Annotated in this window: 12 protein-coding genes; 5 read left to right on the top strand and 7 right to left on the bottom strand. The window is 62.2% G+C overall.

Features of this window, described 5'->3' with window-relative positions:
- Window positions 1–3 precede the first annotated feature (3 nt).
- Window positions 4–1,557: a GMC family oxidoreductase gene (locus E0H22_RS04680; RefSeq protein ID WP_233024491.1), complete on the bottom strand. Its 1,554-nt coding sequence runs from the start codon at window positions 1,555–1,557 to the stop codon at window positions 4–6.
- A gap of 473 nt (window positions 1,558–2,030) precedes the next feature.
- Between E0H22_RS04680 and E0H22_RS04675 the strand changes: the two genes are divergently transcribed.
- The 4 genes from E0H22_RS04675 to E0H22_RS04660 are packed head-to-tail and all read left to right on the top strand — an operon-like array spanning window position 2,031 to window position 7,479.
- Window positions 2,031–3,242, top strand: a complete 1,212-nt coding sequence (locus E0H22_RS04675) for an MFS transporter (RefSeq protein WP_233024490.1) — start codon at window positions 2,031–2,033, stop codon at window positions 3,240–3,242.
- 52 nt (window positions 3,243–3,294) lie between these two features.
- Entirely contained in the window at window positions 3,295–3,948 is a 654-nt protein-coding gene (locus E0H22_RS04670) for an ABC transporter ATP-binding protein (RefSeq protein WP_233024489.1), read from the top strand.
- Window positions 3,945–6,407 carry an ABC transporter permease gene (locus E0H22_RS04665; RefSeq protein ID WP_233024488.1) on the top strand — a complete coding sequence of 821 codons (2,463 nt, stop codon included), beginning with the start codon at window positions 3,945–3,947 and terminating at the stop codon, window positions 6,405–6,407. Before E0H22_RS04670 ends, E0H22_RS04665 begins: the two co-directional genes overlap by 4 nt.
- 31 nt (window positions 6,408–6,438) lie before the next feature.
- The gene (locus E0H22_RS04660; protein ID WP_233024487.1) at window positions 6,439–7,479 is read left to right on the top strand and encodes a lipocalin-like domain-containing protein; all 1,041 of its coding nucleotides are present in this window, start codon (window positions 6,439–6,441) and stop codon (window positions 7,477–7,479) included.
- Between the two features lie 67 nt (window positions 7,480–7,546).
- On the opposite strand, the gene E0H22_RS04655 is transcribed toward E0H22_RS04660, so the two are convergent.
- From E0H22_RS04655 to E0H22_RS04635, 5 genes are all read right to left on the bottom strand, one after another.
- Entirely contained in the window at window positions 7,547–8,752 is a 1,206-nt protein-coding gene (locus tag E0H22_RS04655) for an ABC transporter substrate-binding protein (RefSeq protein ID WP_233024486.1), read from the bottom strand.
- A 122-nt stretch (window positions 8,753–8,874) separates the two neighbouring features.
- Window positions 8,875–9,096, bottom strand: a complete 222-nt coding sequence (locus E0H22_RS04650) for a hypothetical protein (RefSeq protein ID WP_233024485.1) — start codon at window positions 9,094–9,096, stop codon at window positions 8,875–8,877.
- Between the two features lie 112 nt (window positions 9,097–9,208).
- Window positions 9,209–11,080: a molecular chaperone HtpG gene (gene htpG / locus E0H22_RS04645; RefSeq protein ID WP_233024484.1), complete on the bottom strand. Its 1,872-nt coding sequence runs from the start codon at window positions 11,078–11,080 to the stop codon at window positions 9,209–9,211.
- Between the two features lie 109 nt (window positions 11,081–11,189).
- Entirely contained in the window at window positions 11,190–11,348 is a 159-nt protein-coding gene (locus E0H22_RS04640) for a hypothetical protein (protein WP_233024483.1), read from the bottom strand.
- A 151-nt stretch (window positions 11,349–11,499) separates the two neighbouring features.
- Window positions 11,500–11,823, bottom strand: a complete 324-nt coding sequence (locus tag E0H22_RS04635; RefSeq protein ID WP_233024482.1) for a hypothetical protein — start codon at window positions 11,821–11,823, stop codon at window positions 11,500–11,502.
- A gap of 323 nt (window positions 11,824–12,146) precedes the next feature.
- Between E0H22_RS04635 and E0H22_RS04630 the strand changes: the two genes are divergently transcribed.
- On the top strand, window positions 12,147–13,214 hold the full coding sequence (locus tag E0H22_RS04630; RefSeq protein WP_233024481.1) for a methyl-accepting chemotaxis protein: 1,068 nt from the start codon (window positions 12,147–12,149) through the stop codon (window positions 13,212–13,214).
- On the opposite strand, the gene E0H22_RS04625 is transcribed toward E0H22_RS04630, so the two are convergent.
- Entirely contained in the window at window positions 13,198–13,764 is a 567-nt protein-coding gene (locus E0H22_RS04625) for an NUDIX hydrolase (protein ID WP_233024480.1), read from the bottom strand. The genes E0H22_RS04630 and E0H22_RS04625 overlap by 17 nt on opposite strands.
- Window positions 13,765–13,777: the final 13 nt, after the last annotated feature.

The raw sequence follows: 13,777 nt of genomic DNA, 5'->3' as shown, positions 1-13,777 counted from the left end.
CCTTCATTTCGTCGCGGCACGCATCATCATGCGTGCGACTTTCTCGCCGATCACCACCGTGGTGAAATGGGTGTTGGCCCGGCAATCGGCCGGCATGATCGAAGCATCGGCGACACGCAGGCCCTCAATACCCTTCACGGTGCCATCCGGATTAACGACACCGTCATCACGATCGAAGCCCGTCATGCGGCAGGTGCCCGCCGCATGCTGAATGTCGCCGGTCTCGCGGCGTAACACGGCCTCGATTTCGGAGGTCGGCAGCGCCGTGGCCTGCTGCATCGTCAAGCCTCCTTCGGACAGGCCGATCCATTCGGAGATTCCTGTCAGCGCTGGCTGTGCGGTGATCACGGCGAGCCGCTTCACCGCGTCGATCATCCGCGCCATATCGCGCGGATCGGCCAGCATGTTTTCTTCAACGATGGGATCGATGGATGCATCGCGTGCCGCCAGTTTTAGCGTACCGCGCGAATAAGCGCGGTAGAGCCCGGCACCGATCGCGCCGGGATTGCCGATACCGCGATGGTTGAAGGCGATGAAGATCATGTCCCGGCGGCCATCGTCGAGACCGGAGGAATAGGTGACACAGCAGTTGGTATGGCGGGTGTCGCGATCTGTCGGCGCAACATCATCCCGCATTTTGATCAGCGGACGAAACAGCGGATGATCGAAGAAATGCTGGCCGACGGGAAGATTCCTCTCGACCGCAATCCCCATCGCCTGCAGATCGGCCGCCGGACCGATGCCCGAACGCAGCAGGATGGCCGGACTGTGGATCGCGCCGCCGCACAGCACGATCTCCCGCGCCGATAGCTCCTGCGTGCCCTGTCCTTCGATATGCACGACCACGCCAGTAGCGCGACCATCGGTGATAATCACGCGATCGACCAGCGCGTGGCCGCGGATTTCGAGATTGGCACGGCCCCGTGCTGGCTCGAGATAGCCCTCATTGGTCGAGATGCGGCGCAGGTTGCGGCTGTTGATGGGATAACAGGCCACGCCCTCGCCATCCGGCCCATTGACGTCATCGCACCACTTGTAGCCAGATGCCAGCGCGGCATCGCGCAGGCCCTTGTCGATCGGGCCCCATGTCTCCGGCGGGGCGCGATAGACCGGTAACGGGCCACCGCGGCCATGGCCGGGCGCGTCGCCCAGATCGGCATCGTCCTCGATCACCGAGAACAGCGGCATGATCTCTTTCGCCGACCAGCCGGCGCAGCCGAGATCGGCCCATTCGTCGAATGCGTCGGCAACACCGCGAATGGCGATCTGGCCGTTCATCATGGAGGAGCCGCCGAGGCCCTTGCCCCGCCAGTAGAAGCGCTGGTCCTGCCCGGCCACTCGGCGCGAGTGCAGGTCCGGCCATTGCCACTTTTCTTGAAATTCACGCTGGTGAATGATCGGGATCGGATTGGCTGTGGTGACCTCCCATGGGGCGTCGTCTGCGCGCCAGTCGAGACCGGCTTCGAGCAACAACACGCGCGTTGAGGGATTTTCGGTGAGGCGGGCGGCAATGGCAGCGCCGGCGGAGCCGCCGCCGACAACGATCACATCATACATCAAAGTCGCTTCTTCCAGGACGAGTCACGCAACATGACGGAGCGTCATGCGCCGCCGCTTCGTTTGCAAGAACTATTCCTGGAAGCATGCGCCCGGTGACGAGCGGATGCATGCGACGGAAAACCGCCCGATGCGCCCGCGACAGATCGCGCCGCGAATTACGGCCGGTCCGACCGCATGCTCAAGCGACGGTCGGCCGGACATTCCCGTCGGATGATGAGCAAGACCACAGTCAGCGCAACTTTGCGCAGCATCACCGGAAGATAAACTATCGGCAGAAACCCCATTGATGTGCATCGATGGAGGCAGCTCTCCCCTCGCAACGTTGTGGCGGGAGGTGTCGTAGCGCCGGCCTCCCCTGCGCTGCCTGCAATGGCAGCATGTTGCCCCGTTCATGGACAATTTGCCGCGCGCGCTCTACGGATAGCGGGAAATTCCCGACCTTGAACAACACGTTAGAGGGTGGAAACAGAATGGTCGATATTCCGGCCGCAACAGCGCATCCGCCGGAGGCTTCGGCCAACCGGACCCTGACCGCGATCTCGATCGCGCATTGGGTGAGCCATTTTCATATTTTCGTGTTGCCGATGCTGTTTCCCTTTCTCAAGGACCGGCTCGGCGTCAGCTATATCGATCTCGGCTTCGCCCTCACGACTTTCGCCGTCGTGTCAGGCCTGACCCAGGCGCCGATCGGCTTTCTGGTCGATCGTGTGGGCGCGCGTATCATCCTGATCCTGGGCGTCATGCTCGGCGGCGCCGCGCTGGTCGCACTCGGCCTGTTTCTCAACTATCCCACGCTGATCATCTGTGCCGGCCTGCTCGGCTTAGCCAACAGCGTCTATCACCCCGCCGACTATGCGATCCTCGCCGCCCATATGGACGAGTCCAGGATGGGCCGCGCTTTCTCGATCCATACCTTTGCCGGCTTTGTCGGCGGCGCAGTGGCGCCTCCCATGATGGTCGCGTTGCTGGCCTCGGCCGGCGGCCAGGGCGCACTGATCGTCGCTGGCGGCATCGGGATCGCCATCGCCCTGATGCTGATCGTGGTCGGCATTCCCGACGCGGGCGCAATACAGAGCAGCGGCACCAAGGGCGATGCCCCGAAGGTCAGCGTCATGACTCCCGCGATCATGATGCTGACGGTGTTCTTCACGCTGCTGGCGCTGTCGCAGGGCGGCATCAACAGCTTCGGCATCGTCGCACTGATGAATGGCTATGGCGTCACTTTGTCCTCGGCCAATATCGCGCTGACCTCGTTCCTCGCCGCCAGCGCCGCTGGCGTGCTGGCCGGCGGCTGGCTGGCCGATCGCACCGTGCATCACAGCCGCGTTGCTGCCGTATGCTTCACCGTCAATGCGGCCATCATCGGCGCGATCGCGGCTTTCGCCCTGCCGGCACCGGCGATCGTCATCGCCATGACCGTCGCCGGTTTTCTCGGCGGCGTCATTACGCCGTCGCGCGACATGCTGGTGCGCCAAGCCGCGCCGCCCGGTGCGGCCGGACGTGCCTTCGGCATCGTCTCCACCGGTTTCAATTTCAGCGGCATCGTCTCGCCGATCATGTTCGGCTGGTTCATGGACCATGCATTGCCGCATTGGGTATTCGGCGCCTCGGCCTGCTTCATGCTGGCGACGGTGTTGCTGGCAATGGTGTCGGAGCGAAAACCGAAACCGGCCATCGCCTAGCGGGACATTGAACCCGTGATCTCACCTGCCATCCTTGCTAGGATGGCACCACATGCTCACAGTCCGTCATCTCGTTAAATCTTATCGTTCCGCGCAGGAAGACGTCGCAGTTCTCCGCGGCGTCGATCTTGCTGTTACCCCTGGAGAAAGTGTCGCACTCACCGGCGAGAGCGGCAGCGGCAAAAGCACGCTCCTACATCTGATCGCCGGCCTCGACGAAGCCGATGCCGGTGAAATCGTGCTGAGCGATGTCGCCATTACCGGGCTGAACGATGCTGAACGCGCCACGCTTCGCCGGGACCGGCTCGGTCTCGTATTCCAGCAGTTCAACCTCATCCCGTCACTCTCCGTTGCGGACAATCTCGCTTTCCAGTCGCGCATTTCCGGACGACACGACGCTGCCTGGCAAAATGAACTGATCGAACGTCTCAGGCTGGGCGCGCTACTCAAACGCTATCCCGAGCAACTCTCCGGCGGCCAGCAGCAGCGCGTCGCCATTGGCCGCGCGCTGGCCTCGAAGCCATCGCTCCTGCTGGCTGACGAGCCCACCGGCAATCTCGACGAAGACACTGCCGACGAGGTGATGCGCCTCGTCCGCGACCTGGTCACCCGCAGCGGCTGCGGCTTCCTGATGGTGACCCATAGCGAGCGCCTTGCCGCCATGCTGGACCGCCATGTCCATCTCCACGCAGGACTGATCGCGTGAGGCGCGCGCTCTGGGTTCTCGCCGTGTTGCTCAGCCACTGGCGTCGGCATCCGCTGCAGTTCGCCACGGTTATGATCGGACTGATCGCTGCCACGGCCCTCTGGAGCGGCGTGCAGGCGCTGAACCAGCAAGCGCGCACAAGCTATGACCGCGCCGCAGCGGCCTTCGGCGGCATGCGGACACCGATGCTGGTATCGCCGGGCGGCGGCGCGTTCTCACAAAAACTGTTCGTCGATCTACGCCGCGCAGGCTGGCCGGTGTCGCCCGTGCTGGAAGCGCGCGCGCAGATCGAAGGTCGCAGCGTGCGCCTGCTCGGCATCGAGCCGGTGACCATGCCACCGGAAGCCGGTGCCGCCGCCGAAATCGGCACTTCCGGCGCGCAGGCCTTCATCACCCCGCCCGGACAGGCCTTGATCGCACGCGAGACGATGACCGAACTCGGTTTGCGCGAGGGCGCAACGCCGACACTCGGCAATGGCCGCATGCTGCCGCCGCTGAAACTGCAGCCTGCCTTGGCACCGGGCGTTATCGTGGTCGATATCGGGATCGCGCAGACGCTGCTGGCGCTGCCCGATCAGGTCACTCGGCTCTTGATCGGCAAAGCAAAAGGTCCCCGCGCTGCCTTGGACAGCGTAACCGGGCAGCAGCTCCGCATCGTGCAACCCGAAAGTGAGACAGACCTCGAGCGCCTCACCGACAGCTTCCATCTCAACCTCACCGCCTTCGGCCTACTGTCCTTTTTCGTCGGCTTGTTCATCGTCAACTCCGCCATCGGCCTCGGCTTCGAGCAACGCTTGCCGATGCTGCGCACCTTGCGCGCCTGTGGCGTCTCGGCGCGGCAGCTGAATGCCGTACTGATCCTCGAACTCGTTTCCATCGCGCTACTTGCGGGCATCATCGGTCTCATCTGTGGCTATGTTATCGCCGCCTCGCTGCTGCCCGATGTCGCCGCCAGCCTGCGTGGACTCTATGGCGCGCAGATCCCCGGACAGCTGACCTTGAAGCCACAATGGTGGCTGGCCGGTCTCGCCATCTCGGTGAGCGGCGCACTACTGGCCGCAATATCAAGTCTGCTCAAGGCCGCGCGCCTGCCGCTGCTCGCGACCGCGCAGCCCTATGCCTGGCAGCAGGTCCAGCAACGCTGGCTGCGGCTGCAGGGCGCCGGCGCGGTGCTCGTCCTCGCCGCCGCCGCCATCGTGCTGTGGTTCGGTGGCTCCCTGATTGCCGGCTTCACCGTTCTCGCTGCTCTGCTTCTTGGTGCTGCGCTCGCGCTTCCGGTGCTGCTCGGTCTGGTACTAGCTGCCGGCGAGCGCAACACGCGACGACCGCTACTCGCCTGGTTCTGGGCCGACAGCCGTCTGCAGCTCTCCGGCCTCTCGCTGGCGCTGATGGCCCTGCTGCTGGCACTCGCCGTCAATGTCGGCGTCGGCACCATGGTCGAGAGCTTCAGCCGCACCTTCACCGGCTGGCTCGATGGACGGTTGTCATCCGAGATCTACATCAACGCCGCGAGCGATGCGCAGGCCGGCGAGATCCAAGACTGGCTGAAGCAGCGTTCCGACGTGCAAGCGATCTTGCCAGGTAGTCGCGCTGAAGTTCAGCTCGAAGGCGCGCCGGTGGAAATCAACGGATTGCCCGATCATGCGACCTTCCGCGATCGCTGGCCGCTCCTCGATGCGACCCATGATGCATGGGATCGAGTCCGTGATGGCGATGGCGCACTGATCAGCGAGCAATTATCGCGGCGGATGAACCTTGCCATCGGCCAGACGATCACCGTGCCGACGCCAGCCGGCCCCTGGACCATGCGGATCGCCGCCATCTATGCCGATTACGGCAATCCGAAGGGACAGCTTGCCGTCAATGTCGATGCGCTGCTGAAACATTTTCCCGAAAGTCCGCGGACCCGCATGGGTCTGCGGGTCACGCCGGAAAATGTGCCCGCAGTGATCGACGCTATCCGCATGCGCTTCGGCCTGGACGGGCGGAATCTCGCCGATCAGGCCAGCGTGAAGAAGGAGTCGCTCGGCATCTTCAATCGCACGTTCGCCGTCACTTCCGCGCTCAATGCCTTCACGCTCGGCGTTGCCGGCGTGGCGCTGCTGACCAGCTTGCTGACCCTGGGCAATTCGCGCTTGCCTCAGCTCGCGCCGCTCTGGGCCATCGGCCTGACGCGACGGCGACTCGCAGGCATCGAACTGCTGAAGACCATGTGTATGGCGCTAATCACCTCGCTGCTGGCGCTACCGCTCGGCCTGCTGGTGGCATGGTGCCTGATCGCCATCGTCAATGTGAAGGCATTTGGCTGGCGTCTGCCGTTTTACGTCTTCCCGCTGCAGCTGATCGAACTGCTGGGCGTTGCCATGCTGGCGGCGCTGCTTGCATCGCTGCTTCCCATCCTGCGGCTGCTGCGCATGCAGCCTGTCGAACTCGTGAAAGTATTCGCCAATGAGCGTTAGGCCGACACGACGGAGTTTTGCGGCCGGTCTCATGCTGACGAGCCTGACGGCCCCGCGCGCTCTGGCTCAGGGATTTGCAGGCCTTGGCCGCGATTCCGGAGACTTTGCTCCCGTTGTGGCCGGCCGGACTCTGGCTTTTCCTGCCGATCACGGTCCGCACCCCGATTTCCGCATTGAGTGGTGGTACCTCACCGCCAATCTCGCCGATGCTGCGGGCCATGCCTATGGCGCGCAATGGACGCTGTTCCGGCAGGCGATGGCACCTGACGCACGAGACAACGGCTGGGCGACGCCGCAGATCTGGATGGGCCATGCCGCCGTGACGTCGGCAACGGCGCATCGCTCCGCAGAAACGTTCGCCCGCGGCGGCATTGGACAAGCGGGTGTCACGGCAACCCCGTTCCGCGCCTGGATCGATGCGTGGGAGATGCGCGGGCTCGATCGCTTCACCGATATGAACGTGGCCCCACTCGATGTCGCGGCGTCGGCCGAAAATTTCAGTTACCGGCTTCGCCTCGACGCGAACCAGTCTTTGGTGCTGCAGGGCGATTCCGGTTACAGCCGTAAATCGGAGCGCGGCCAAGCGTCCTACTATTACAGCCAGCCTTACTTCACCGCATCGGGGTCGGCCACGATTGACGGCAAGGATATCGCCGTCACGGGCCGCGCCTGGATGGACCGCGAATTTTCCAGCCAACCGCTGGCCTCGGATCAAACCGGCTGGGACTGGTTTTCGCTGCATCTGCCCGGAGATGAGAAACTGATGCTGTTTCGGCTTCGGCAGAAGGACGGCAGCCACTATTTTGCTGGCAACTGGATCTCGGCGAACGGCAAGTCCGAGCAATTGGCATCCGACGCGATCGCAATGACGTCGACGGTTACAACAGATATCGCAGGCCGCAAGATTCCTACCGCCTGGCACGTCTCTATCGCATCACGCGGGTTACAGATCGAAACGACGCCGCTCAATGCTCAAAGCTGGATGGCGACGAGCTTCGCCTATTGGGAGGGGCCGGTACATTTCAGCGGCACACATGACGGCGTCGGCTATCTGGAAATGACGGGATATTGAGCAGCAGCGACGTTGCTAGCCTCTCCCCGCAAAGCGAAGCTTCGCAGGCGGGGAGAGGTTAAGCGGGTTACTTCGTAAGCGGGCAGCCGCTATCCTTGGCGGTCGGATAGGCCTTGTCGCCGGGCACCACAGCGAGCTGCTTGTAGTAATCCCATGGCTTCTTAGATTCCGATGGCTTCTTGACCTCGAACAGATAGAGATCCTTCACCATGCGGCCGTTGGCCTGCACCTTGCCGCCCTGGGCGAAGGCGTCATCCACCGGAAGCTCCTTCAGTTTCTTGGCGACGGCGTCAGCGTCCTTGGTGCCGGCAGCCTTGACGGCCTTGAGATAGGACAGTGTCGACGAATAGGTACCGGCCTGGATCATGTTCGGCATGCGTTGGGTGCGCTTGAAGAAACGTTCGGCGAAGTCGCGCGATTTGTCATCGCGATCCCAGTAGAACGATTCGGTCAGCACGAGGCCCTGTGCCGCGTTAAGACCGAGACCATGCACTTCCGACAGGGTCATCAGCAGGCCCGCCAACTTCTGGCCACCGGCAACAATGCCAAATTCGGCCGCCTGTTTCACCGCATTGGTGGTGTCTAGGCCGGCATTGGCGAGACCAACGACCTTGGCCTTTGATGCCTGCGCCTGCAGCAGGAAGGACGAGAAGTCCGACGAGTTGAGAGGATGGCGAACAGCGCCAAGCACCTTGCCCCCCTTCGCCTTCACGATATCGCCTGTGTCCTTCTCCAGCGAATAGCCAAAAGCATAGTCCGCAGTGAGGAAGAACCAGGTGTCACCACCGGTCTCGGTCAACGCGCCACCCGTGCCGACGCCCAGCGCGCGCGTATCGAACGACCAGTGGAAGCCATAGGGCGTGCAAGCATCGCCGGTGATGCGGGAGGTCGCGGCACCGACCACGATGTCGATCTTCTTGGCTTGCGCGGACAATTCCTGCACTGCCAGCGCCACCGACGAGGTGGTCAGCTCGGTGATCATGTCGACATTCTCGACATCGTACCACCGCCGCGCGATGGCGACAGCCAGATCCGGCTTGTTCTGGTGGTCAGCGGTGACGAGTTCGACCTTGCCTCCCAGCACTTCGCCGCCGAAGTCTTCCACTGCCATCTTGGCAGCTTCGAGCGACCACTTTCCGCCGTAGTCGGCATAGACACCGGACTGGTCGTTGAGAATGCCGATCTTGACGCCTTGCGCCGCAGCGGGCGTTAGCGTCGATGTGGCGAGGAAAAGCCCGCACAGCGCAGCAGCGGGCACAAGTCCAAGTTTCATAGGTGCCTCCCAGGATTTTTATGGCGGCACACTATGGGAGATGGTTGCAACTGGCGAGTGTGACTTTCGGATGATGCGGTACGATCACCAGGATGTCATTTGCAGCATCCGGGGCGGGCAGTTCAGTGCTGCTTTCTGAGCGCTGCTTCGATACAGGCCAGTTCGCGCTCGATCTCCGCGATCAGCGGTACAGGGTCGTTGTCGTCGACGAGATGCATCTTTTCATAAGTGCCGTTACGGATGCTCTCGATCCAGGCGATGCGGTCGGCCTGATATTGCTTCAGGCGTTCGAAGTCCCCGCGCTCGGCATATTTGCCGATCAGCTTTTCGAAAACGGCGCTCATGGGATGGTCCTTTTCAACGAAGGGGAGATAACCGTCATTGTGAGGAGCGCATCGACGAAGCAATCCAGTTCTTGGCTTTCTGGATTGCTTCGCTGCGCTCGCACTGACGATCCTACAGCCCGCGCAGCACCAGCCGATTGAGGCGAGTTGCGAAGGCAGCCGGGTCTTCCGGCAATTCGCCGTCGAGAATCTGCGCCTGCTCCAGCAGCAGGAACGAGATATCCGAGGCTTCGCCACCTGCAGCCTTGTCGGCGCTCGCGATCTTCGTCACCAACGGATGGCGCAGATTGATCTCGAGGATCGGCTTGGTGGCGCTGCCGCGATTCTGCATCGCCAGCATCCGCTCTAGCTCGCGATCCGGACCGCGGCCACCAGCAACGAGGCACGAGGCCGAGGTGGTGAGGCGCGTTGAAGCCTTTACGTCAGAGACACGCTCGCCGAGCGCCTCCTTGATCACGGCGATCGTTGAGGCCTCGTCGGCCGCCTCCCGCTTCGGCTCGTCCTTGTTGTCTTCATCAACCTGCGGTATCAGGTCGAGATTAACCTCACCCTGGCTCAGCGACTTCAGCGGCTTGCCTTCATACTCCAGCGGCGCCGAAGTCCAGAACGCGTCCACCGCGTCCGACAGCAGCAGCACTTCAATGCCGCGCGACTTGGCGGCCTCGAGCTTCGGATTCGACTTCAGACGATCGAGGCTGTCGCCGGCAAGATAATAGATCTCGGTCTGGTTCGGCTTGAGATCGGCGACATACTGCTTCAGCGTGCGTTTCTCGCCAGCCGTGGTGGTGAAACGGGACAACGCCAACAGCTTTTCGCGACGCTCGAAATCCTCATAAATGCCTTCCTTCAGCACCGGGCCGAAGGCATCCCAGATCTTGGTGAAGGTCTCCGCGTCCTTCTCGGCGAGTGTCTCGAATTCACCGATCACACGCGTTGCCACCGCCTTCTTGATCTGGGCGAGTTGCGGATTGTTCTGCAGCATTTCGCGCGAGAGGTTGAGCGGAAGATCCTCGGCATCGATGACACCGCGGATAAAGCGCAGATAGGACGGCAAGAGATCCGCATCGTCGGTGATGAAGACACGCCGGACATACAGTTTGACGCGGCCCTTGCGCTCGGGCTCGAACAGATCGAACGGCTTTGATTCCGGCGCAAACAGCAGCACGGCGTAGGAGTAGCGACCTTCGGCACGATAATGCAGTGTCATCGCCGGCTCGTCATAGGCATGGGCGATGGATTTGTAGGCCTTACTGTAGTCTTCCGGCGTCAGCTCGGATTTCGAGCGCTGCCACAACGCGCTTGCCGAATTGATCTGCTTCGGCTCTGCATCGCCGTCCTTGAGCATGATCGGAAACTGGATGTTGTCCGAATAGGAAGTGACGATGCGCTCGATCTCCCAGCTTTCAAGGTACTTCCTGGCATCGTCCTTGAGCTGCAACTCGATCGACGTCCCGGCCGGCACGCTCATGCCGTCATTGAGCTGCGCAATCTCGAAACCGGCGCCGCCTGTCGAGGTCCAGGTGAACGCATCGTGGGTGCCGGCTCGGCGGCTGGTGACGACGATTTTCTCCGCCACCATGAAAGCCGCATAGAAGCCTACGCCGAACTGCCCGATCAGGCCGACACCATCCTTGGCTTCGGTGAGGCGTGAGAGGAACGATTTGGTGCCGGACTTGGCGATGGTGCCGAGATTGTCGATCAGCTCCTGCCGATCCATGCCGATACCGGTATCGACGATGGTCAGCGTGTTCGCTTCCTTATTCGGAACGATGGTGATGTGCGGTGACTGGCCTTCGGCAATCAGCTGCGGATTCGCGATCGCCTCATAGCGGAGCTTGTCGCAAGCGTCCGACGCATTGGAAACGAGTTCGCGCAGGAAGATGTCGGTCTCGGAATAGACCGAGTGAACCATCAGGTTCAGCAATTCGGCGACTTCGGCCTGAAACGGCTGGGAAACAGGTGCAGCGGTGTCGGTGGTCGTCATGAAGGAGCCCGATATACGATAGGGGGAGGACGCCGCATATAACGGCGCGATTTTGCGGAGTCCATGGCGATGACCGCGGCTCCACGCCCCCTAACTAGTGATGTCGGGCTCAGGCTTCCAGAGCCCCCGCATAGGCGTTTTCCAGCATCGCCAGGCATTCGCGGGCACGGGCGCGGCCGACTTCATTGGCGATTTCGGAAATTTCACGCAGATCACGGATCGCCAGGTCGACGGCGCTGAAGATATCGATCTCACACTCATCGGCCACATCGTCGATTGGGGCCGTACGCTTTGGAAATGGGATGACTACACTCACTGGACAACCGCTCTGCACGAAGGGACACGCACGAATCACAGAAGCACATTTGGCCAGCGAATGGTTAAGCTAATGGCTAACGACCTCGCCCCGCGTCCGTGCCTCAACGCAGCCAGCGCACCTGCGGCAGCAAGCTGTCCTGCGCTTCGTCGGAAGCCTGCTCCGAGGGTTGAAGCGTCGGCGCCTCCAGCACCAGCGGCGCCCCCGGCGGCGGCAATTGGCGCGCAGCGACGCTTTCCTGCCCGCGCCGATACGCCTCTTCTTCGAGTTGTCGACTGAAGTATCGAAACAGCTCGGTGGCCCGTTTGCGCTGGTCGTCCGTCACGGCCGAGGCGATCTGGAAGATCAGCTCTTCAGACAGTTCGGACGTGGTTGCGCCCAGGGGGTCGGCGGCGCGACCGCCGATTTGATCGTCAGGTACGGGCATGGCAGGCCGATTCCGGTCAAGGTGGTGACGCGTCAGTCATGCCTGCGTCTGGTTGATATCCCGTTGTTCCTCCAACGGATCACCATATGTGGGCGCCTCCATGGTTAACGCCACCTAAATACACGGCGGGGGATGGACACCTCCTCATCACTTCGGTTCCACCGATCAGCCTGGAGCAAGCCTGCCCTCGCATTGTGTTCTGATTTAAATGCCCTGGTATCCATATGGCGGAATATTAACGCTCTATTAGCCATAACGATAAACAACTTCAGATAGAACTTACGGCCGATGGGGACGCATAGATGGTTTTAGCGATGACCCCCATGGTGCCCGCAGTCCCGCCCGCGGCAGCAAACGAGGGTGACGATACCGATGCCGCCGACATTTCCGCGCTGATCGCGCGCCTGACCAGCGAGGTCAACGAGATCGCCTGTGAGAAAACGGGGGCGATTCAGCACATTACCAATCAAATGAAGATGCTGGCACTGAACGCGCTGATCGAAAGCTCGCGCGCCGGCCCACAGGGTGCGGGCTTCGCCGTCGTCGCGCAGGAGGTTCGTAATGTCGGCCAGCAGGTCGAGACCATTGCGCGCGACCTGGAATCGCAGCTTACCGCCCGCACCGGCAGCCTGATGGCCTCGATCAAGGAGATGACCGAGCGCGCCCGCGGCGAACGCATGGTGGATCTTGCACTCAATGCCATCGAGCTGATCGACCGGAATCTCTATGAGCGCACCTGCGACGTGCGCTGGTGGGCGACCGATTCCGCGGTTGTCGACGGCGCGGCGCATCCAGACGACGAGACGCTAACCCATGTGTCCGAACGTCTGGCTGTGATCCTCGGCGCCTACACCGTCTATCTCGACCTATGGCTCTGCGACATGCAGGGCAATGTGATCGCCAGCGGCCGCGGCGGCCGCTTCGACCTACACGGCCAAAACGTCGCCGACACCGCATGGTTTCGCGATGCCCGCAGCCTGCGCTCGGGCAACGACTATGTGGCCGGTGATGTCGAACGTCAGCCATTGCTCGGCAATGCACAGGTCGCAACTTATTGCGCCAGCGTGCGCGAAGGTGGAAAGGCCAATAGCCGCGCGATAGGCGTGCTCGCCATTCACTTCAACTGGGAAGCGCAGGCTCGCGCCATTGTCGGGGGCGTTCGCGTGGATGACGACAAGACACGCGTGCTGCTGGTGGACTCCAATCTGCGCGTGATCGCTGCCTCCGACGGGCAGGACCCGTTCGGCGAACGCATCTCGCTGGCGCTGAACGGCCGCACCAATGGTTTCTATCAGGACCGCTCCGGCCGCCTCATCGCCTTCCATGCCACACCCGGCTACGAAACCTATAAAGGCCTCGGCTGGTATGGCGTGATCATTCGCGGGAACTGACGGGCCCCGCGCTGCCATTCAGCCAGCGGCGGAGTTTGGCGAACCAGCCTTCGGGCGAAGGCCCCACAGGAATCGGTGGCACAACAGGCGGCGATTCGACGATCTGCGGCGCCGCTTCGGCAGGAGCAGCAGCCTCGTACATTGCTGCCAGCACCATCGGACCGACCTGGGCGAGAAACGCATGCTCATGATTTCGGGTCAGCCGCCTCAACGCCTGATCGAGCGGTAGCCACGCAACTTCGGCGATATCCTTCATCAGTTTGCGCGGCGGCCTTCCGTCGGCTTCCATATGCCAGAAATGCACGACTTTGGTGCGTTCCTCGCCCAACGGATAAGCCAGCGTACCCAGATATTGCTGCACCGACGTCGCCTGCCCCGTCTCTTCCAGCACCTCGCGCCGGGCGGCGTCCAACGGGGTCTCGCCATGGTCGAGTTTGCCCTTTGGCAACACCCAGTCGCCACGCTTGCGCATGCATACGACCGCGAACAGCGGCGTGGCTTCACGTCGCACGACGATGCCTCCAGCAGCCATGATGATTTCACGCGCCATCTTGCTGACATAA

The organism is Rhodopseudomonas boonkerdii (assembly GCF_021184025.1).
GTDB classification, from domain to species: Bacteria; Pseudomonadota; Alphaproteobacteria; order Rhizobiales; family Xanthobacteraceae; genus Tardiphaga; species Tardiphaga boonkerdii.
Note: the sequence above shows the minus strand (reverse complement) of the source record. Positions and strands in the feature narration are given on the sequence as shown.